Source organism: Mesorhizobium sp. B3-1-8 (assembly GCF_006439495.1).
Classification (GTDB): Bacteria; Pseudomonadota; Alphaproteobacteria; order Rhizobiales; family Rhizobiaceae; genus Mesorhizobium.
In genome coordinates this window covers 25,882-46,168 of sequence record NZ_VFTK01000008.1, presented here as the reverse complement: position 1 = coordinate 46,168, position 20,287 = coordinate 25,882, and the positions used below count along the sequence as shown (strand labels likewise).

The following is a 20,287-nucleotide window of genomic DNA, read 5'->3' as shown; positions in this document are numbered from 1 at the left end:
AGTTCTGAGAATAATGAGCATCTAGGTGAACGTCTTGCACTCGCCGATTTACCGCTTCGCCGGGTTTGCACTAGATCTCGGTAACGGGCTCTTGCGCGGAGAGGAGGGCGAGGTCGCGTTGCGGCCGAAATCAATGGAGCTGCTAGGCTATCTGATCCGCAACGCCGGGCGCGTCGTGCCCAAGAATGAGTTGATGAATTCTGCCTGGCCCGACGTCACTGTCACAGAAGACTCGCTGACCCAATGCATTTCCGACATAAGGCGCAGCCTTGGCGACAAGGAGCAAAAGCTGGTCAGAACGGTGCCGCGCCGGGGCTATCTGTTCACGGAGGAAGTGCTGCACGTCGAGATCGGTCGCAGACGGGAACTCACAGAAAGTGAGCTGCCGCTGGCGGAACGCCAAACACAATTGGATCAACTCCACCGACTACTATCAGACGCAGCACAGAAGCGTGGACGCGTGATTGCGTTGCTGGGCGAGTCCGGAGCGGGAAAGACCTCCCTTGTGGAGGCATTTGCGGCCAGCGTTGCAAGCCATACCCGGATCCTGCGTAGTTCTTGCGAAAATCTGTCCGTTCCCGATCCTCTTGGTCCGCTGCATGATCTTGCACGCGAGGCCGGTTGGACGATCCCTTCTGGCACGGGCCAACGATTGGTCATCTTTTCAAGAGCGTTGGAGGTCTTCGACACTGGTCCGCAACCAACTTTGCTGGTCGTTGAAGATGTTCATTGGGCAGATGATGCGACGCTCGACTTCATACGATTTTTCGGACGCCGAATTCGTAGTACCGGAGCTCTGCTGCTGCTGACGATTCGCAATGATGATAGTGAAGGACAGAGACGTCTTCGTCGCGCCTTGAGCGACATCCCGGTGAACAATGTCGTACGCATTGACGTGCCGCTGCTGACCGAAGCGGGAGTAGCTGCGCTTGCCAACAAACTGGGACAGGACGGGCAGTCCATCTACCTCGCTACCGGTGGCAACGCCTTTTTCGTGACGGAATTGCTTCGCGCCGGGCCCAGTCAAACTCTTCCGCCGAGCGTTTCGGATGCCGTCTTAGCACGAGCCGAGCATCTGTCGCCCAAAGCACGGACCCTGCTTGACGTGATCTCGGTTTTTCCACGCAGTGCCGATGTTGAGATCATGGAGGAAATCTGCGGACCTGGCACTCTCGGTTTGCTTGTTGAATGTGTTGCTGCCGGGATTCTGTTGCAGATCGGCGAAGACTATCCATTCAGACATGACATTGCGCGTCGAGCGATTGAACTTGCCTTGCCACCGCCAGTTAAGCGTGGCCTCAATTTCAGAGTGCTTACAGCTTTAAAAGCGATAGGGAACGCTTCGATGGCGCGCCTGGTGCACCATGCTGTCGAGGCGCATGACCTCAAAGCAACGCGCGAGTTTGCGCCACGGGCCGCCGAGCAGGCCGCTCGGCTGGGCGCGCATCACGAGGCGGTGGGACATTACCAAACAGCGTTGCAACAAGCTGATGCATTCAACCCAGAGCAGCGCGCTGAAATTTATGACAAATATGCCTTCGAGTGCCATCTGGTTGGTCGGATTAACGATGCTATCGGAGCATGCCAGAAGGCCCGCAGCCTTCATCAGGCAAAAATGGACGTGTTGAAAGAGGGGGACAGTCTTCGTTGGCTTTCAAGATACAGTTATCTTCTTGGCGAGCGCGAAGCAGCTGAGGAACACGGCGCGAAAGCCATTGCTCTGCTCAGCACCCGGCCCCCAGGGCCTGAATTGGCCATGGCTCAGTCCAATCTTTCGCAACTTTCGATGTTGGCTGATCGGGTTGACGATACGCTACGGCACGGCGAGGAGGCGATCTCGCTTGCGGAAAGATTAGGCCGCCCTGATATCGCGTGCCACGCGCTCAACAACATTGGAACGGTTGAAAGATGGGTAAATGCCGACGGAGCTCGGCAGGAACTCGATCACAGCCTTGAAATTGCACTCGACCAAGACTTGCCGGAAGAAGCGGCACGGGCATTTATAAATCGCGCTTGCGTCGATATCGACTTGCTTCGCCTTCCTGAAGCAAGGACGTTTTTGGATAGAGGTATCGAATATTGCCTCGAACGCGAACTAGACACCTGGGTCAACTACATGCGGGGCTGGTTGGCTGAGTTGCTTGTGCGCCAGGGGCAATGGGACGAGGCAGCAGAATTGGCGTTGCCGGTGGTTAACAGCGAAAATGCCACCCCCTTCGTCCGCCACCCCGCAATGGTAGCATTGGCTCGGGTATGGACGCGGCGTGGTGACTCCTCGAGCGTTCCGTTGATAGCGCGGCTTCGCCAACACCTGGACAAGGGGCTGGAACTGCAACGTTTCGCGCCCTACGCCATCTTGCAGGCGGAGCGTGCCTGGCTAGGACAAGTAGACGCCGGAGAGGCTCTGTATTTCCTTGAGCGTGCGGAGGCAATGATGCCGAGCCGTGCCATCCATGGCGAGTTGTTCTTCTGGCAACAAATGATTTTCGGCAAGAAAATAGCCGACGCTTCAGACATGGCTCCTGCTTATTGCGCGTACTTTGCTGGCAATTGGCGTCGCGCGGCAGACATGTGGAGTGACATAGGCCTCCCATTCGAGCGTGCTCTCGCGCTGCTTGGGGGCGACGGATCGGCACAACGTGAGGCGCTGACGATCTTCGAAGCCCTTGGGGCAAGGCCGTTCACGGAGCTGGTCCGTAACAGGATGCGCACCGCATAATGGCTTTCCCCGATGATGGGCCCTGGTCAGACCGGCCGCACCAGCACGTGCTTCTTCTTGCCGAGCGAAAGCTTCACGACACCTTCCGGACCGAGATCCTGAAGCGTGACGACGTGCCGGTCGTCGGTCAGCGGCTGGTCGTTGACGCGCACGGCGCCGCCCTGGATATGCCGGCGCGCTTCGCCGTTCGAGCCGGCCAGCCCGGCGCTCACGAACAGCGCCAGGATGCCAATCCCGGCTTCGAGGTCCGATTTGGCTACCTCGACGCTGGGCAGCGTGTCGGCGAGCGCGCCTTCCTCGAAGGTCTTGCGCGCGGTCTCGCTCGCGGTCTCGGCGGCTTCGCGGCCGTGCAGCATGGCGGTGATCTCGGTGGCGAGGATTTTCTTCGCTTCGTTGATCTCCGAGCCGCCGAGCTTCGCCAGCCGCGCCACCTCGTCCAGGGACAGCGTGGTGTAGAGCTTCAGGAAGCGCCCGACATCGGCGTCCTCGGTGTTGCGCCAGTACTGCCAGAACTCGTAGGGGCTCAGCATGTCGCCATCGAGCCAGATCGCGCCGGAAGCCGACTTGCCCATCTTGGCGCCGGACGAGGTGGTGAGCAGCGGGGTGGTCATGGCGAAGAGCTGCACACCCTCCATCCGGTGGCCGAGATCGATGCCGTTGACGATGTTGCCCCACTGGTCCGAGCCGCCCATCTGCAGCCGGCAGCCGACGCGCTTGTAGAGTTCGACGAAGTCGTAGGCCTGTAGGATCATGTAGTTGAATTCGAGGAAGGACAGCGACTGCTCGCGGTCGAGCCTGAGTTTTACGCTATCGAAGGCGAGCATGCGGTTGACGGAAAAATGTCGGCCGACATCGCGCAGGAAGTTGACGTAGTTGATCTGCATCAGCCAGTCGGCATTGTTGACCATGACCGCGTCGCCCGGGCCGCTGCCGAACTTCAAGTAAGGCGCGAAGTTGCGGCGGATGCCGACGAGGTTGTCATCGATGTCCTGCGGGGTCAAAAGCTTGCGCGCCTCGTCCTTGAAGGACGGGTCGCCGATCATCGAGGTGCCGCCGCCCATCAGCGCGATCGGCCGGTGGCCAGTCTGCTGCAGCCAGTGCAGCATCATGATCTGGATCAGCGACCCGGCATGCAGGCTTTTGGCGGTGGCGTCGAAGCCGATATAGGCGCTCACCGTTTCCTTGGCGAAAAGCTGGTCGAGGGCGGATTCATCCGAAATCTGGTGGATGAAGCCGCGCTCGCTCATGATGCGCAGGAAACCGGATTTGAAGGCGGACATTTGTTCTTCCTGGAGGTCGCCGGGCACTTGGCCATGCTTGATATGAAGGCGCGCGTTTAGCATCCAAGCGCGATCAGCAAAAGTGGTTTCCTGCTTTGCGTCCGATCGCGTAGGGCGCGGCGCGTCCTTGCTTCGCCCTTTTTGCTGGCGTAATGAGGCGCCGCGCAAAGACAGGCGCAATGCGCCGCGACGGGGCCATCCCGCAGTTTCAGATCGGACGAGCTCCCGCGATGAACAGGAACTACCTTTTCCTCTTTCTGTTCAGCATCGTCATGACCGTCAGCGGGCTGGCCAGCCTGCCGCCGGTCGACCGCGACGAATCCCGCTTCGTCCAGGCGACCAAGCAGATGGTCGAGACGGGCGACTATGTCGACATCCGCCTGCAGGATGTCACGCGCTACAAGAAACCGATCGGCATCTACTGGCTGCAGTCGGCGGCGGTCGCGTTGAGCGGCGAGGGGGCCGCGGCGCCGATCTGGGTCTATCGCCTGGTCTCGATGCTGGGCATCGCGCTGGCCGTCGTCGGCGTCGGTTGGACCGGGACAAAACTCTTCGGCGCCAATGCCGGGCTGGCCGCCGGCCTGATGATGGCGGCGATCTTCGCCACCGCCTTCGAAGGGCGCGACGCCAAGACCGACGCGATGCTGCTCGCCTGTTGCGTGGCGGCGCAAGGCGCGCTGGCACAGGTCTATTGGGCGGCAAAGCGCAACGAGCCGGTACCCGGGCATCTGCCCTGGATCTTCTGGATTGCGCAGGGGTTGGGCATCCTCATCAAGGGACCTGTCTCGCCGCTCTTGTCCCTGCTCACGGCCGCGGCGCTTATTGCCTTCGACCGCGACTGGCGCTGGCTGCTCAAGATGAAGCTGGTGCGCGGCGTCCTGATCGTGCTCGTGATCGTGCTGCCATGGATCGTCCTCATCAGCTGGAAGAGCGGCGGTGCCTTCTTCCAGGAAGCGGTCGGCAAGGACATGTTGAACAAGGTGGCGCAGGGCGAGGAATCGCACGGCCTACCGCCCGGCTTCTACATGCTGACCTATTCGCTGTTCATGTGGCCCTTCGGGCTGATCGCGGTCGGCGCCGGGCTGCAGGCCATCAACCGTTTTTGGGACGATCCGCGCCTGCGCTTCTGCCTCGCCTGGTACATTCCGTTCTGGCTGGTGTTCGAGGCGATCCCGACCAAGCTGCCGCATTATGTGATGCCGGCCTATCCAGGCATGGCGCTTTTGATCGGCTGGCTGCTCACCTTGCCGGCGGACCAGGCCAACGCGCCGCTCAAGCGCTGGCAGACATGGCTTTGGTGGGCGACCGCCTTCGGCCTTGCCGTTGTCGCGATCGGCTTGGCCGTAGTCTGCGTCGGCGCGCCGCTCTATCTGGCCAAGACCTTTTCCTGGTGGAGCATTCCGGCGGCGATCGCCGCTCTGGTCACCGGCTATCTTGCCTTCCCGCGGCAATTGCAGGTGCCACTTGGCCGCATCGCCGCGATCGCGGTCGGCGCCGGCATCACCTTCAGCCTACTGTTCGGCGTCATCGCGCCGTCGCTGAAGCCCATCTGGCTCAGCCCCGCCGTCAAGGCCGCCGTCGACGCCAACCGCCTTTGCGACACCACCGTGCTTGCCTCGGCGAAGTTCCAGGAGCCGAGCCTGGTCTTCCTGGTCGGCACCAAGACGGTGCTGACCGACGTCGAGGGGGTGGCGCGGCATCTGCTGGCCGATCCGTCCTGCGCGCTTGGGCTGGCGCCGATCAAGGACGAGCAGAAGCTTGCCGATGTGCTGACCGCCCAGGGCAAGTCGGCGAAGCGGCTGACCGAGATCGTCGGCATCAACTATTCGTCAGGAGACAGACTGTCGCTCGGGCTTTATCGGGTGGCGCCGTGAACAATAGCGTCGGATATCGAATGTCCCTATGAGCACGCGCTAAAGCCATGTCCGCCGCGCCCCTTGCCCTTTACCGCCGCTCGCTCGGCAATTTCCGCGACACGATGTCGATCGTGAGGCGGCGCTTTGCCGTGCGCCCGGCGCGTTATCCGCGAATTTTGTGGGGTGTCTGGCTGCTGGCCTGGCTGCTGCTCATCGTGGCGGCTTTCCTGCGCCTTGACGCCAACGCCGGCGAGATGCGCGGCGAATGGTCGCCCGGCTTCGCGCGCTTCACCGATTTCTTCACGCAATTCGGCCTGGGCGGCTGGTATCTCATTCCGGCAGCGCTCTGCCTCGTCGCCGCCAACCTGACGGACTGGCGTCGCCTGTCCAGGGACGGGCGGATGCTTGTCTATAACTGGACCTGTTTCGCCTTCCTGGTGCTTTGCGCGGTCGGCCTGTCCGGCCTTGCCGTCAACGTGCTGAAATACGGAATCGGCCGGGCCCGGCCGCTATACTTCGACAGTTTCGGCGTGCTGTCGCTGCATCCCTTCGCCATGGACGCGCGCTTTGCCGGCTTTCCGTCCGGCCATGCCACGACGATGGGCGCGGTGTTCGGTATCCTGTTGCTGCTGTTCCCGCGGCGCTGGACTATCGCGCTGGCGGTCACGGCCTGCATCGCCTCGACACGCGTCTTCGTCGGCGCGCACTATCCAAGCGACACGGTTGCGGGTTTCGGCCTCGGGCTGGCGTTTGCGGTGGTCTCGGGCCTGGTGTTCGCCCGGCTCGGCTTCATCTTCGGCCAGACGAGCTCGAAGCTGCCCGTGCGCAAGCGCACATTTCGGCTGAAGCCGTCCAACGCGCCAAGAGGCAGGGTTTCGATGGCCGGCCCGGCTGAGGACGGCCAGATAAGCGTCGACCAAACGCAGACCCATTAGGCGCCCGGATTGGGCAGCCAGCCTGCCTAGCGCAGGCGCTTCGGCCTCGGATCGGCCAGCTCGCCCGCCAGTCGTCGGTCGAGATAGTCGGCACATTCGTGGATGAGCAGTTCGGAATCGTTGGCGAAGAAGTGGTTGGCGCCGGGTATCGTCTTCTGCGTGATGGTGATGCCCTTCTGGGTGTGCAACTTGTCGACCAGCCCCTGCACGTCCTTCGGCGGCGCCACCTTGTCGGCATCGCCATGGATGATGAGGCCGGACGACGGGCAGGGCGCCAGGAACGAGAAATCATAAGTGTTGGGCTGCGGCGCGACCGAGATGAAACCTTCGATCTCCGGCCGGCGCATCAAAAGCTGCATGCCGATCCACGAGCCGAACGAATAGCCAGCGACCCAGCAGCTCTTGGAATCCGGATGCAGCGACTGCACCCAGTCGAGGGCTGCGGCCGCGTCCGACAATTCGCCGGTGCCATGGTCGAACTCGCCCTGGCTGCGGCCGATGCCGCGGAAATTGAAGCGCAGCGTGGTGAAATCCCGCTTCTGGAACATGTAGAAGAGGTCGTAGACGATCTTGTTGTTCATCGTGCCGCCGAATTGCGGGTGGGGGTGAAGCACGATGGCGATCGGGGCACTCTTTTCCTTCGAGGGCTGATAGCGTCCCTCCAGGCGACCGGCCGGACCGGCGAAAATGACCTCAGGCATAAAATACTCCACGTGGCATATGAATGCGCTAGCCCGGAACTCTTCTGGCCCAACCAGGCCCCACACCTTCTGTGGCCTTGACGCCGGGCAAGCGTCTTCCTAGAAGCTAGTTTAGAATTGTTCAAAACTGGGAGGCCGAAACCCGATGGTTCGGCCGCCCGCGCTGCAAGCCGGGTAAATAGGACGGCTTGCCTTGCAATTTCAAGGAAATAACGCGCTATCCTCGTGGGATAGTTGGCGAAAGGACGAACTGAGCGAAAATGGCCGCAACCCGCGCCTATCTCGACTACAACGCCAGCGCGCCGCTCATTGCGGAAGCGCGGGCGGCGATGGTCGCCGCGCTCGATGCCGCCAACCCGTCATCCGTCCACACCGAAGGCCGCGCGGCGCGGCGGCTGGTCGAGCATGCGCGCCGCGACGTGGCGCGGCTGGTCGGCGCCAGGCCAGAGCATGTCGTCTTCACCTCCGGTGCCACCGAGGCCGCCTCGACGCTGCTTGGGCCCGACTGGCAGATGGGGCGCGGCTCGGTGCGCATGAGCCACCTCTATGTCTCTGCGGCCGACCATCCCTGCATCCTGAATGGCGGGCGGTTTTCGCCTGCGCAAGTGACGAAGATCCGCGTCGACCGGAACGGCATTGCCGATCTCGAGGCGCTTTCTGCCGCGCTTGTCGCGCATGACAAGGCCGCCGGCCTGCCGCTGGTGGCGATCCACGCCGCCAACAACGAGACCGGCGTCGTCCAGCCGGTCGGTCGCATCGCCGAAATCGTCAAGGCCGCCGGCGGCGTGCTGGTTATCGACGCCGTGCAGGCGGGCGGGCGGATTTCGCTCGACATGTCAATTCCTTATGCCGATTATCTGATCCTGTCCTCGCACAAGATCGGTGGGCCCAAGGGCGTCGGCGCGATCGTTGCCGCGTCCGATTTGATGATGCCGCGGCCGCTGGTCAATGGCGGCGGCCAGGAGAAGGGCCATCGCGCCGGCACGGAAAACGTCGCCGGGATCGCTGGTTTCGGCGCAGCCGCGCGGGTTGCCCTTGCAGGCCTGGACGATGTCGATGCCGTTTCGCGGCGCCGCGATGAGATTGAAGCCATCGTGACCGAACTGGCGCCGGACGCGGAAATCTTCGGAAATGGCGCTCCCAGGCTTGCCAACACGACATTCTTCGCTATTCCCGGCATCAAGGCCGAGACGGCGCAGATCGCTTTCGATCTTGCCGGCGTCGCGTTGTCGGCGGGCTCGGCCTGCTCGTCGGGAAAAGTCGGGCCAAGCCATGTGCTGAAGGCGATGGGCCATGGCGACAGCCTGGGCGCATTGCGGGTCTCGATCGGTCGGGCGACCGGCGCCGAGGATATCGAGGCCTTCCGGACAGCACTGGCCGGCATCGTCGCCCGCCGCGCGGGCAAGGAAGAAGCCGCCTGAGGACGGCGGAGCATCGGAACGAGAAACGCCTTGCGGCCCCTCGGATTTCCGCTGCTCGAACAAGAATTCAGGCTTTAGGGCCTGGTAGAGCCGTGCGTTTTGTTCTGGCCGGGTGAATTTCCGGCCGATACGCACTATATGGAACTTACTCCGCCGCGAGTCCCTCCGTGGGACGCGATTTCGGCGGTGCCATAGTTTGAAAACTGCCGGGCCTTGACCCCGGCGTGGATGGAGAACGCTTATGCCTGCTGTGCAGGAGACGATCGATCGGGTTCGAAAGATCGACGTCGACCAGTATAAATACGGATTCCAGACAGAGATCGAGATGGACAAGGCCCCCAAGGGCCTGAGCGAAGACATCATTCGCTTCATCTCGGCCAAGAAGGACGAGCCGGACTGGATGCTCGAATGGCGTCTGGGGGCCTATCGTCGCTGGCTGACGCTGGAAGAGCCGACCTGGGCGCGCGTCCACTATCCGAAGATCGATTTCCAGGACATCCACTACTACGCCGCGCCGAAGAGCACGCCGGGACCGAAGTCGCTGAGCGAAGTCGACCCTGAACTGCTCAAGGTCTACGAGAAGCTCGGCATCCCGCTCAAGGAGCAGGAGATCCTGGCCGGCGTGCAGAAGACCGCAGCTGTCGACGGGGAAGAAGACGAGGTTGGCGACAACGTCTACAAGTCCGGCCGCGTCGCGGTCGACGCCGTGTTCGATTCCGTTTCCGTTGTCACCACCTTCAAGAAGGAGCTGGCGCAGGCCGGCGTCATCTTCTGCTCGATCTCGGAAGCGATCCGCGAGCATCCGGAACTGGTCAAGAAGTATCTGGGTTCGGTCGTGCCGACCACGGACAATTTCTACGCGACGCTGAATTCGGCCGTGTTCACCGACGGCTCGTTCGTCTTCGTGCCCAAGGGCGTTCGCTGCCCGATGGAGCTGTCGACCTATTTCCGCATCAACGAGAAGAACACAGGCCAGTTCGAGCGCACGCTGATCATCGCCGAGGAGGGGGCTTACGTCTCCTATCTCGAAGGCTGCACGGCGCCGCAGCGCGACGAGAACCAGCTGCACGCGGCGGTGGTCGAGCTGATCGCGCTCGACGATGCCGAGATCAAATATTCGACTGTGCAGAACTGGTACCCCGGCGACGCCGAGGGCAAGGGCGGCATCTACAATTTCGTCACCAAGCGCGGCGACTGCCGCGGCGATCGCTCGAAGATCTCGTGGACGCAGGTCGAGACGGGTTCGGCGATCACCTGGAAATATCCGAGCTGCATCCTGCGCGGCGACGATTCCTCTGGCGAGTTCTATTCGATCGCGGTGTCGAACGGTTATCAGCAGGTCGATAGCGGCACCAAGATGATCCATCTCGGCAAGAACACGTCGAGCCGCATCATCTCCAAGGGCATCGCCGCCGGCTTCTCGCAAAACACCTATCGCGGCCAGGTCTCGGCGCATCGCAAGGCGGCCAATGCGCGCAATTTCACCAATTGCGATTCGCTCCTGATCGGCGACCAGTGCGGCGCGCACACCGTGCCTTACATGGAAGCCAAGAATTCGACGGCGCAGTTCGAGCATGAGGCGACGACGTCGAAAATCTCCGAGGACCAGAAGTTCTACGTCATGCAGCGCGGTATCCCCGAGGAAGAGGCGATCGCGCTGATCGTCAACGGCTTCGTCAAGGACGTCATCCAGCAGCTGCCGATGGAGTTTGCCGTCGAGGCGCAGAAGCTGATCGGCATCAGCCTCGAAGGCAGTGTCGGATGAGCGCAGAGAAATGGTTCAGGCCGAAGCGCCTCGGCTATGGCGCGACGCCCGACAACTGGAAGGGCTGGGCTTTCGTGGTCGCCTGGATCCTGATCGCTGTCGCGCTATCGATAGGTCTGATCGATCTCGGAGTCCCGGCTTGGCTGATCATTCTCATTGTCGTTGCCCTGACGGGCGCGACAATCCCGCTCATCAAGGCCAAGACGGACGGCGACTGGCGCTGGCGTTGGCATTGAATTTGAACGGACAAATTTTGGAACGGAACGAAAATGCTTGAGATCAAGAACCTTCACGCCCGCATCGTCGACGATGGCACCGAGATCATCCGCGGTCTTAATCTCTCGGTGAAAGCCGGCGAGGTCGCCGCGATCATGGGCCCGAACGGCTCGGGCAAGTCGACGCTGTCCTACATCCTCGCCGGCCGCGAGGACTACGAGGTCACCGAAGGCGACATCCTCTATAACGGCCAGTCGATCCTCGAAATGGATCCGGCCGAGCGCGCCACCGCCGGCATCTTCCTCGCCTTCCAGTATCCGATGGAGATACCGGGCGTCGCCACCATGGAATTCCTGAAGGTCGCGATGAACGAGCAGCGCAAGGCGCGCGGCGAGGAGCCGCTGAAGGTGCCGGAATTCCTGAAGCGCGTGAAGGAGGCGGCGGCCTCGCTCAGCATGGATATGAACATGCTGAAGCGGCCGCTCAATGTCGGCTTCTCGGGCGGCGAGAAGAAGCGCGCCGAGATCCTGCAGATGAAGCTGCTGGAACCGAAGCTCTGCGTGCTCGACGAGACCGATTCCGGTCTCGACATCGACGCGCTGAAGATCGTCTCGGACGGCGTCAACGCGCTGCGTTCGCCGGAGCGCGCCATCGTCGTCATCACCCACTACCAGCGCCTGCTCGAGCACATCGTGCCGGGCTCGGTGCACGTGCTCTACAAGGGCCAGGTCATCAAGTCGGGCGACAAGTCGCTGGCGCTCGATCTCGAGGCCAACGGCTATGCCGGCGTGATCGGCGAAGCGGCGTGAGATGGCAGTCGAGGCAAGAGCCATGAACATGCATGCACAGCCCCAAAGGACATTGGCCGAGACGGCGCTGATCGATGCCTTCGGCGAGCGGCTGTCGCTGCTGCCCGGCGACGGCGCGGTGATGGTCAAGCGCGACGACGCGATCGAGGCGATCAAGCACGGTCTGCCGACGCGCCGCGTCGAATCCTGGCACTATACGGACCTGCGCCGGCTGCTCACTTCGGTGCCGGCATTCGAATCCGCCGCCGTCGTCAAGGCGCTCGCTCCAATTCTCGAAGGGTCCGCGGTTCTGCCGGTTCTGAATGGCGTCTCGCAGACGAAGCTGCCGGATATCGAAGGCGTCGCGGTGCAGCGTCTGTCGGAGAAGCTGACCGACGGCAGCGTGGCTCCGGGACTGGACCCCTACGGCAGCGACGACGCCATCGGCGCGCTCAACACCGCCTTCGTCGCCGACGGCTTATTCGTCGATATCGCCGACGGTGTGGAACTGGAAAAGCCGGTCGAATTGCAAAACCTGCAGGCCGGCGGCCAGTCGCATGTGCGGCTCTTGGCGCGTGTCGGCGCCGGCGCCAAGGCGATTGTCGTCGAGCGCCAGGCAGGCGAGGGCGACGAGGCGCTCGTCTCTTCGGTCAGCCAGCTCGTGGTTGGCGACGGCGCGGAAGTGACCTGGCTGATCGTGCAGGAGCAGCCCGACACGGCCACGCATCTCGCGCAGTTCAAGGCGCATATCGGCAACGATGCCAAGCTGACGCTGTTCGTGATGAACGCCGGCGGCAAGCTCGTTCGCCAGGAGGTCGTCGTCAGGACGACGGGCGAGGGCGCCGACTTCAAATTGCGCGGCATCAACCTTCTCGCCGGCGACACCCATACCGACACCACCATGGTGCTCGACCACGCCGTGCCGCACACGACCTCGACGGAAGTGATCCGCAATGTGGTGACCGGCAAGGCGCGCGGCGTCTTCCAGGGCCGCATCAATGTGCATCAATACGCGCAGAAGACCAACGCCAAGATGGCCTGCAACACGCTGCTTCTGTCGGACGACGGCGAGTTCTCGACCAAGCCGGAGCTGGAGATCTTCGCCGACGACGTCGTCTGCGGCCATGGCGCGACGGTCACCGAGATCGACCACAACCACCTGTTCTACCTGATGGCTCGCGGCATCGACGAGAAGTCGGCGCGGGGCCTTCTGGTGAAGGCATTCGTGGCCGAAGTGATCGAGGAACTGGACGACGAGGCACTGGTCGAAGCGTTGGAAGCGCGGCTCGACGGCTGGTTTTTGACGCACGGGTAGCGCCTACCTTCTCCCCTTGTGGGAGAAGGTGGCCGAGCGAAGCTCGGTCGGAAGGATCGCGGCTTCGGCCGACAAGGACTTCGAAATGGACCAGAAGATCGAAACCACCCCATATGACGTCGAGGCGATCCGCCGCGATTTCCCGATCCTGTCGCGCCAGGTCTACGGCAAGCCGCTGGTCTATCTCGACAATGGCGCCTCGGCGCAGAAGCCGCAGGTGGTGCTCGACACCATCCAGCACGCCTATTCCCAGGAATACGCCAACGTCCATCGCGGTCTGCATTTCCTCTCCAATGCCGCGACCGATGCCTATGAGAATGCGCGCAAGTCGGTGCAGCGTTTTCTCAATGCGCCGAGCACGGACAACATCGTCTTCACCTCCAACACCACCTCGGCGATCAACACGGTCGCCTATGGCTGGGGCATGCCGAGGATCGGCGAGGGCGACGAGATCGTGCTTTCGATCATGGAGCACCACTCCAACATCGTGCCGTGGCATTTCATCCGCGAGCGGCAGGGCGCCAAGCTGGTCTGGGTACCGGTCGACGATCTCGGCGCCTTCCACATCGAGGAATTCGAGAAGCGGCTGACCGGCCGTACCAAGCTCGTCGCCATCACCCAGATGTCGAATGCGCTGGGCACTGTGACGCCGATCAAGGAGATCGTCCGCATCGCGCATTCGCGCGGCATTCCGGTCCTCGTCGATGGCAGCCAGAGCGCCGTCCACATGCCGATCGACGTGCAGGATCTCGACTGCGATTTCTTCGTCTTCACCGGACACAAGGTCTATGGCCCTTCCGGAATCGGCGTGCTCTACGGCAAGAAGGACAGGCTGGAAGAGATGCGTCCCTTCATGGGCGGCGGCGAGATGATCGAGGAAGTGACGGAGAACATCGTCACCTATAACGAGCCGCCGCACCGCTTCGAGGCCGGCACCCCACCGATCGTGCAGGCGATCGGTCTGGGCGCGGCGCTCGATTACATGGAGAAGGTTGGCCGCGAGCGCATCGCCGCGCATGAGGCGGACCTCAAGACTTACGCGCATGAGCGGCTGCGCGCGATCAACTCGCTGCGCATCTTCGGCGACGCGCCCGGCAAAGGCGCCATCATCTCGTTCGAATTGCAGGGCATCCATGCGCATGACGTGTCGATGGTGATCGACCGGCAAGGCGTCGCGGTCCGTGCCGGCACGCATTGCGCCCAGCCTCTGTTGAAACGCTTCGGCGTAACCTCCACATGCAGGGCATCGTTCGGCATGTATAATACCAGGGCCGAAGTGGACGCCTTGGCCGAGGCGCTTGAAAAGGCGCGAAAGTTCTTCGGGTGACGATGATGGACGACGTGAGCACCACCGCAGAAAAAGCGCCGGAAACGGCCGCGAACGGCATCGTTTCGGCCTCGGCGATCCCCGCCGACGAGCTGGCGCGGCTGACCGACGACATCGTCTCGGCGCTGAAGACGGTCTACGACCCAGAAATCCCGGCCGACATCTATGAGCTCGGCCTGGTCTACAAGATCGACATCGAGGACGACCGCTCGGTCAAGATCGACATGACGTTGACCGCGCCGGGCTGCCCGGTGGCAGGCGAAATGCCTGGATGGGTCGAGAACGCCGTCGGTGCCGTCGAAGGCGTATCCGGCGTCGAGGTCAACATGACCTTCGACCCGCCATGGACGCCCGACCGCATGTCGGAAGAGGCGCAGGTCGCGGTCGGTTGGTATTGAGCTTGACTTGCACGCTAGGTGAAACTTCACCATCTTAAGGGCAGACTCATTCCGCGGGCCTTGAACTCGCGCGAACGTGGAGAACGATATGGGACGCTTCGCCGTCATCACGATGACCGAAAAGGCCGCCGACCGGGTGCGCGAGATCGTCGCCACGCGCGAAGGTGCGCATGGCATCCGGCTCGGCATCAAGAAGGGCGGCTGCGCCGGCATGGAATACACGGTCGACCTGGTCACCGAGCCGAACCCCAAGGACGACCATATCGAACGCGACGGCGCGCATGTCTATGTCGCGCCGGAAGCGGCGTTGTTCCTGTTTGGCACCGAGATGGATTTCGAGCAGACGACGCTGCGCACCGGCTTCACCTTCAGGAATCCGAACCAGAGCTCGGCCTGTGGCTGCGGCGAATCCGTCGAGCTGAAGCCGGCCGACCTCAAGGCGCTTGCCGAGGCGCGCACCTCGGCCTGACCAAGCCCGCCGGCGCTCCCGCTCAGTCCGGCAGCGCCGCAATGACGACGAGCTCGACAACAAGATCCGGCTGCGCCAGGGCGGCGACGCCGATCACTTCCGATGGCGGCGGGTTGTTGTAGCTGCAGTGCTTCGGGCAATGTTCGGCGAAGAATTCGTCCAGCACGTCCAGACGAAAGTTGGGTGAGCTGAGAACGCCGCCGGACGGGAAAGGTCCTTTGACGTAGAACGTCACCTTGACCAGATGGTCGAGCGAGCTGCCAAGCTCCTCCAGATCCGACTTGATGTTCGCGAGGATCTCGCGCCATTGCGTTGCCGCGTCGCCAACGGCGCCCCCCTGGTGTTTCGACGGATCGTGATCGTCGATGGTGGCGGTGTTGCCGGACAGAAAAACATATCCCTTCGCGTCCGAGACGGCCGTGCCCTTGCCCCAAGGCATCAAACGACCACCTTTGAATTTCTTGTGCGTCGTGAGGTTCATTTCGGCCTCCTGTCGCTAATCCACCCACATCCCCGTCCGTTTGTGCCAGTCGGCGATCGATTCCTCGGGATAGACGTCGAACACCTTGTCCTTTTTCCCGACCACCGGCTCGACCCAGTTCGCCTTGTATTTCAGCATCAGATGCACCTTTTCCGGCGGCGTCGGCAGGTCGCTGTCGATCGCCGAGGCGAAAGGATGCACGAGGTCCGGCCAGGTCGGGTCGTAAAGCCACAGCGCTGCGCCGCATTTCCTGCAGAAATTGCGTTCGCCGGTTGAGACCTCGCAATGCGGATGCTCGTCATCCTCGATCTCGGCGCGGTAGACGCCGAGGCTGCGTTTGCCCCTGATATCAAGTGTCTCGTAGTCGGCGCCGAGATTGATGGCGAAACCGCCGCCGCCCTGCTGCTTGCGGCAGATCGAGCAGTAGCAGAGCATGAACGGCACCGGCGTGTGGCTTTCCACCTCGAAGCGGACGGCGCCGCAACGGCAGGAGCCTTTGAGCAGGACGGGCATGGCGGGATCTCCGTTTTCCGATCTCAACCTGTCAGCATGCTTTTGGTTGCGGCGATGACAAGGCCCATGCCGGATGAGATGATCGCGGCATGGACAACGCGCGCCTTGAAGAATTGTTCGAAAGCCTGGGACCGATCGGCATCAGAAAACTGTTCGGGGGCAAGGGCATCTATCGCGACGGCGTCATCGTCGCGGTCGTCGTGCGCGGCGAATTGCTGCTCAAGGCCGACGAAGAGAGCATCCCCGACTTCGAAGCCGCCGGCTGCAAGCAATGGACCTATACAGGCTCGCGGCACGGCAAGGAGGTGGCGATGCCATACTGGAGCATTCCCGACGAGGCTTTCGACGACCCCGACGAAATGGCGGTATGGGCGCGGCGCGCTTACGAGGCGGGACGAAGGGCGGGGAGATAATTTTCGAGGGCGTCGTGGCGGCCTTTTGGAGATGCCGAGAGACAGCACCCCCAATGCCGGCGGCCAAGCTGCTAATCTCGCCCCTTGCGGGGGAGATGGCAGGCCAGAGGGGGTGTGACGGAACGCGGCGTTCGCTTTTGGCTATCGCTGCCGGTAGCTGAGCGTTCCGCGCCTACAACGCCTTGGCAATCTCCGCAGCCAGCCGAGCATTGTTCTCTACCAGCGCGATGTTGGTCTTCAGGCTGCGGCCGCCGGTGAGTTCCAGGATTTTCGACAGCAGGAACGGCGTCACCGCCTTGCCGGTGACGTTCTGGGCTTCGGCGGCCTTCTGCGCGGCTTCGATATAGCCGGCCATTTCGTCGGCCGGGATCTCGTCGTTCCGCGGCACCGGATTGGCGATGAGGATGCCGCCGCCGAGGCCCAGCGCCTGCCGCGTGCGATAGAAATGCGCAATGTCCTGCGGCGCATTGAGCGTCAGCGGCGCGCGGAAGGGCGACTGCCTCGACCAGAAGGCGGGCATCGTCTCGCAGTCATGGCCGATCACCGGCACGCCGCGCGTCTCCAGCACTTCCAGTGTCTTTTCGATGTCGAGGATCGCCTTGGCGCCGGCAGAGACAACGATGACCGGCGTGCGCGCCAGCTCGTCGAGATCGGCCGAGATGTCGAAGCTCTTTTCCGCGCCCTTGTGGACGCCGCCAATGCCGCCGGTGGCGAAGACCTTTATGCCGGCCATATGCGCGGCGATCATGGTGGCCGCAACGGTGGTGCCGCCGGTACGCTTTTGAGCGACGGCGAAGCCGATATCGGCGCGCGACAGCTTCATGGCGTCACCGGTCATGGCAAGCGATTCGCGCTCGCCGTCGGACAGGCCGATCTTGATGCGGCCGTCGACCACGGCGATCGTCGCCGGCACCGCGCCGCCATCGATGATGATCTGTTCGACCTTGGCGGCCATCGCGCCATTGTCGGGGTAGGGCATGCCGTGGGTGATGATGGTGCTTTCCAGCGCCACCACCGGCCGGCCGGCGGCAAGCGCCTCCGCCACGGGCGGGTGGATGTCGACGAAGGGGCGGGCGGTGTCGGGCGTCACGGCTGTCTCCGATCAGGAGGAAGTGGATGTCTGGTGGCCCTATGCCACCTCCCGCGCCTCCGGCACAAGGCCAAGCACCTGCGTGAAGTTGCCCGCCGTGAAGGACGGCACGGCCTCCGGGCTCTCGATGGCAAGCATCGCCGCGGCAAGGCCTTCGCGCAGCGCGGCACGCAGCGGCAGGCCGCGCAGCAAGGCGGCGACCGTTGCGCCGGTCAAGGCGTCGCCGGCTCCGGTCACGTCGGCAACCTTGCGCGGCGCGGGTGGATCGATCTCGAAGATGCCGGTGTCGTCGAAGCCCAGAACCGGGGCGCTGCCGGACGTGACCACGCCGGCATTCAGGCCGGCCCGCCTGAGCGCGTCGACAAGGGTTTCGCCGGATAGCTCGGCGTCGGCCAGCGCGGCGGCTTCGCGGCGGTTCATGAAAAGCAGCGACAGGTCGTCGAGCAGCGGCGCCAGGCGGACGACCTTGGCCGGCGAGACGGCGATGGCGAAGACCGGCCGGCCACCGGCAAGCGCTACCAAGCGCTCCAGCGCCGCCGTCGGCAGGTTGGCGTCGCACAGGATGGCGTCGGCCGCGGCGATCGCCTCGCGCACCTTGGAACGCCTCATCTGCTTGGGGAAGGCAAGATCGTAGAGCGTCATGTCGGCCAGCCCGACGATCAGCTCACCTTCGGCGTCGATCAACGCCGTGTAGCTCGGCGTCGTGCGGTCGAGGAACACCACCGAGAGGTCCGCTATTCCGGCGTTGTCGATCGCCAAGGCGACGGTGTCGGCCGCAGCGTCGCCGCCGCGCACCGATATCAGCGAGGCCGACACGCCGCGCTTCACCACGCTGCGCAGCGCGTTGAAAACCACGCCGCCGACGTCCTCGCGCATGATGCCGGGATTCGAAGCGGCGGGCACATAGGCGCCCGAGACCTGGCCGCGCCGGTCGATATGGGCTCCGCCCAGCGCCAGGATTGTTGGGGATGTCGGCATGCGGATATGGTAACCTTGGTTGATAGTTGGCTGCGCACACTAAGTTTCTGCGCGTCACACCGCAATCGGCGCCGCGATTCGGGACATGCGGATATCAAATCTCTTCTGGACCAGTGGTTCTGTTTCGCTCCAGCCCTGGTGGGACAAAGAAAGAACATATCCAGATATTGATTGTTTTTCAGCTGCTTGCCGCCCCTTGCCAAATGAGAACAAAAAAGGTACAAAACAAGCAGGGATCACGGATTGTCCGGCCTTCATTGACGACCAAGGGGTGATGTATCATGGCTCAGAATTCTTTGCGGCTTGTAGAGGATAAGGCAGTGGACAAATCAAAGGCTCTGGACGCGGCGCTGTCGCAAATCGAGCGCGCTTTCGGCAAGGGCTCGATCATGCGGCTCGGCGCCAACGAGCAGGTGGTCGAGATCGAAACCGTGCCGACCGGCTCGCTCGGTCTCGATATCGCGCTCGGCGTCGGCGGCCTGCCGCGCGGCCGCATCATCGAGATTTACGGGCCGGAAAGCTCGGGCAAGACGACGCTGGCGCTGCACACGGTGGCGGAAGCCCAGAAGAAGGGCGGTATCTGCGCCTTCGTCGATGCTGAGCACGCGCTCGATCCGGTTTATGCTCGCAAGCTTGGCGTCGACCTCGAGAACCTTTTGATCTCGCAGCCCGACACCGGTGAGCAGGCGCTGGAAATCTGCGACACGCTGGTGCGTTCGGGCGCCATCGACGTGCTGGTCGTCGACTCGGTGGCGGCGCTGACGCCGCGCGCTGAAATCGAAGGCGAGATGGGCGATTCGCTGCCCGGTCTTCAGGCTCGCCTGATGAGCCAGGCGCTGCGCAAGCTGACCGCCTCGATCTCGCGCTCCAACACAATGGTCATCTTCATCAACCAGATCCGCATGAAGATCGGCGTCATGTTCGGCTCGCCCGAGACGACCACCGGCGGCAACGCGCTGAAATTCTACGCCTCGGTGCGCCTCGACATCCGCCGCATCGGCTCGGTCAAGGACCGCGACGAGGTCGTCGGCAACCAGACCCGCGTCAAGGTGGTGAAGAACAAGCTGGCCCCGCCCTTCAAGGTGGTCGAGTTCGACATCATGTATGGCGAGGGCGTGTCGAAGACCGGCGAGCTGATCGATCTCGGCGTCAAGGCTGGCGTCATCGAGAAGTCAGGCGCCTGGTTCTCCTACAATTCGCAGCGCCTCGGCCAAGGTCGCGAGAACGCAAAACTGTTCCTGCGCGACAATCCCGATACGGCGCGTGAGGTCGAACTTGCATTGCGCCAGAATGCCGGGCTGATCGCCGAGAAATTTCTCGAGAATGGCGGCTCCGAAGGCGGCGACGACGGTTTCGAGGACGAAGCCGGCGCCTTGTAGGGCCGGTTCGTTCCAGGAAGATCGCGCAGCAGTTTCCTGTTCGGGATTGGGCGGAAGCTATTCGTCGGCTTAGCCGGAGTTCGGCCACAATCCTTGTTTATCGTCTTATGCTTATGTAATCGAGTTCTTGAGTATTGCGTACCCGAACCGCCGGCCTTCGCGCCGGCGGTTTTGCATTTTGCGGGCGGCGCCGGGCCGTCGCTCGCCGGCGGATTGACCTAACTCCGTGTTTCTGGACAGGCT

Annotated in this window: 19 protein-coding genes; 13 read left to right on the top strand and 6 right to left on the bottom strand. The window is 62.8% G+C overall.

All coding sequences use genetic code 11. From position 1 onward, the window contains the following. Positions 1–25 precede the first annotated feature (25 nt). Positions 26–2,719: an AAA family ATPase gene (locus FJ424_RS09540; protein WP_140650899.1), complete on the top strand. Its 2,694-nt coding sequence runs from the start codon at positions 26–28 to the stop codon at positions 2,717–2,719. A 26-nt stretch (positions 2,720–2,745) separates the two neighbouring features. Here the strand turns inward: FJ424_RS09540 and tyrS are convergent, their stop codons facing one another. Then, a complete protein-coding gene (tyrS, locus tag FJ424_RS09535) occupies positions 2,746–3,999 on the bottom strand; it encodes a tyrosine--tRNA ligase (protein ID WP_140650896.1) in 1,254 nt (417 codons plus the stop codon). A 230-nt stretch (positions 4,000–4,229) separates the two neighbouring features. Between tyrS and FJ424_RS09530 the strand changes: the two genes are divergently transcribed. Together FJ424_RS09530 and FJ424_RS09525 are read left to right on the top strand one after the other, a co-directional pair. Then, complete coding sequence (locus tag FJ424_RS09530; RefSeq protein WP_140650894.1) at positions 4,230–5,873, top strand: glycosyltransferase family 39 protein; 1,644 nt, start codon at positions 4,230–4,232, stop codon at positions 5,871–5,873. 47 nt (positions 5,874–5,920) lie between these two features. Then, complete coding sequence (locus FJ424_RS09525) at positions 5,921–6,790, top strand: phosphatase PAP2 family protein (protein WP_140650891.1); 870 nt, start codon at positions 5,921–5,923, stop codon at positions 6,788–6,790. 26 nt (positions 6,791–6,816) lie between these two features. Here FJ424_RS09525 and FJ424_RS09520 read toward each other — a convergent pair whose 3' ends face one another. Continuing rightward, on the bottom strand, positions 6,817–7,491 hold the full coding sequence (locus tag FJ424_RS09520) for an alpha/beta hydrolase (protein WP_140647795.1): 675 nt from the start codon (positions 7,489–7,491) through the stop codon (positions 6,817–6,819). 260 nt (positions 7,492–7,751) lie between these two features. Here FJ424_RS09520 and FJ424_RS09515 point away from each other — a divergent pair, with 260 nt between their 5' ends. The 8 genes from FJ424_RS09515 (at position 7,752) to sufA (ending at position 15,190) form a co-directional block, all read left to right on the top strand. Continuing rightward, entirely contained in the window at positions 7,752–8,912 is a 1,161-nt protein-coding gene (locus tag FJ424_RS09515) for a cysteine desulfurase family protein (RefSeq protein WP_140650889.1), read from the top strand. 241 nt (positions 8,913–9,153) lie between these two features. Then, positions 9,154–10,677 carry a Fe-S cluster assembly protein SufB gene (gene sufB, locus FJ424_RS09510; protein WP_140650887.1) on the top strand — a complete coding sequence of 508 codons (1,524 nt, stop codon included), beginning with the start codon at positions 9,154–9,156 and terminating at the stop codon, positions 10,675–10,677. Continuing rightward, the gene (locus tag FJ424_RS09505; protein ID WP_140647792.1) at positions 10,674–10,913 is read left to right on the top strand and encodes a hypothetical protein; all 240 of its coding nucleotides are present in this window, start codon (positions 10,674–10,676) and stop codon (positions 10,911–10,913) included. Before sufB ends, FJ424_RS09505 begins: the two co-directional genes overlap by 4 nt. Positions 10,914–10,946: 33 nt before the next feature. After that, a complete protein-coding gene (gene sufC / locus FJ424_RS09500) occupies positions 10,947–11,702 on the top strand; it encodes a Fe-S cluster assembly ATPase SufC (protein ID WP_140650884.1) in 756 nt (251 codons plus the stop codon). Between the two features lie 22 nt (positions 11,703–11,724). Beyond that, complete coding sequence (sufD, locus tag FJ424_RS09495; protein ID WP_140650881.1) at positions 11,725–12,996, top strand: Fe-S cluster assembly protein SufD; 1,272 nt, start codon at positions 11,725–11,727, stop codon at positions 12,994–12,996. 85 nt (positions 12,997–13,081) lie between these two features. After that, entirely contained in the window at positions 13,082–14,323 is a 1,242-nt protein-coding gene (locus FJ424_RS09490) for a cysteine desulfurase (protein WP_140650878.1), read from the top strand. Positions 14,324–14,328: 5 nt separating this feature from the next. After that, the gene (locus tag FJ424_RS09485) at positions 14,329–14,721 is read left to right on the top strand and encodes an SUF system Fe-S cluster assembly protein (RefSeq protein ID WP_140647788.1); all 393 of its coding nucleotides are present in this window, start codon (positions 14,329–14,331) and stop codon (positions 14,719–14,721) included. 88 nt (positions 14,722–14,809) lie between these two features. Beyond that, complete coding sequence (gene sufA, locus FJ424_RS09480) at positions 14,810–15,190, top strand: Fe-S cluster assembly scaffold SufA (RefSeq protein ID WP_140650875.1); 381 nt, start codon at positions 14,810–14,812, stop codon at positions 15,188–15,190. A gap of 22 nt (positions 15,191–15,212) precedes the next feature. Here the strand turns inward: sufA and FJ424_RS09475 are convergent, their stop codons facing one another. Together FJ424_RS09475 and FJ424_RS09470 are read right to left on the bottom strand one after the other, a co-directional pair. After that, positions 15,213–15,671, bottom strand: a complete 459-nt coding sequence (locus FJ424_RS09475) for a RidA family protein (RefSeq protein WP_140650872.1) — start codon at positions 15,669–15,671, stop codon at positions 15,213–15,215. A 15-nt stretch (positions 15,672–15,686) separates the two neighbouring features. Then, complete coding sequence (locus FJ424_RS09470) at positions 15,687–16,184, bottom strand: GFA family protein (RefSeq protein ID WP_140650870.1); 498 nt, start codon at positions 16,182–16,184, stop codon at positions 15,687–15,689. A gap of 89 nt (positions 16,185–16,273) precedes the next feature. Between FJ424_RS09470 and FJ424_RS09465 the strand changes: the two genes are divergently transcribed. Next, positions 16,274–16,597, top strand: coding sequence for a TfoX/Sxy family protein (locus tag FJ424_RS09465; RefSeq protein WP_140650867.1), 324 nt, complete (start codon positions 16,274–16,276; stop codon positions 16,595–16,597). A 172-nt stretch (positions 16,598–16,769) separates the two neighbouring features. Here the strand turns inward: FJ424_RS09465 and FJ424_RS09460 are convergent, their stop codons facing one another. Continuing rightward, positions 16,770–17,687 (bottom strand): pseudouridine-5'-phosphate glycosidase, encoded by a 918-nt coding sequence (locus FJ424_RS09460; RefSeq protein ID WP_140650864.1) that lies wholly within the window; start codon positions 17,685–17,687, stop codon positions 16,770–16,772. 39 nt (positions 17,688–17,726) lie between these two features. Then, positions 17,727–18,665, bottom strand: a complete 939-nt coding sequence (locus FJ424_RS09455) for a carbohydrate kinase family protein (RefSeq protein WP_140650862.1) — start codon at positions 18,663–18,665, stop codon at positions 17,727–17,729. A gap of 281 nt (positions 18,666–18,946) precedes the next feature. Here FJ424_RS09455 and recA point away from each other — a divergent pair, with 281 nt between their 5' ends. Next, positions 18,947–20,044, top strand: coding sequence for a recombinase RecA (recA, locus tag FJ424_RS09450; protein ID WP_095765184.1), 1,098 nt, complete (start codon positions 18,947–18,949; stop codon positions 20,042–20,044). Positions 20,045–20,287: the final 243 nt, after the last annotated feature.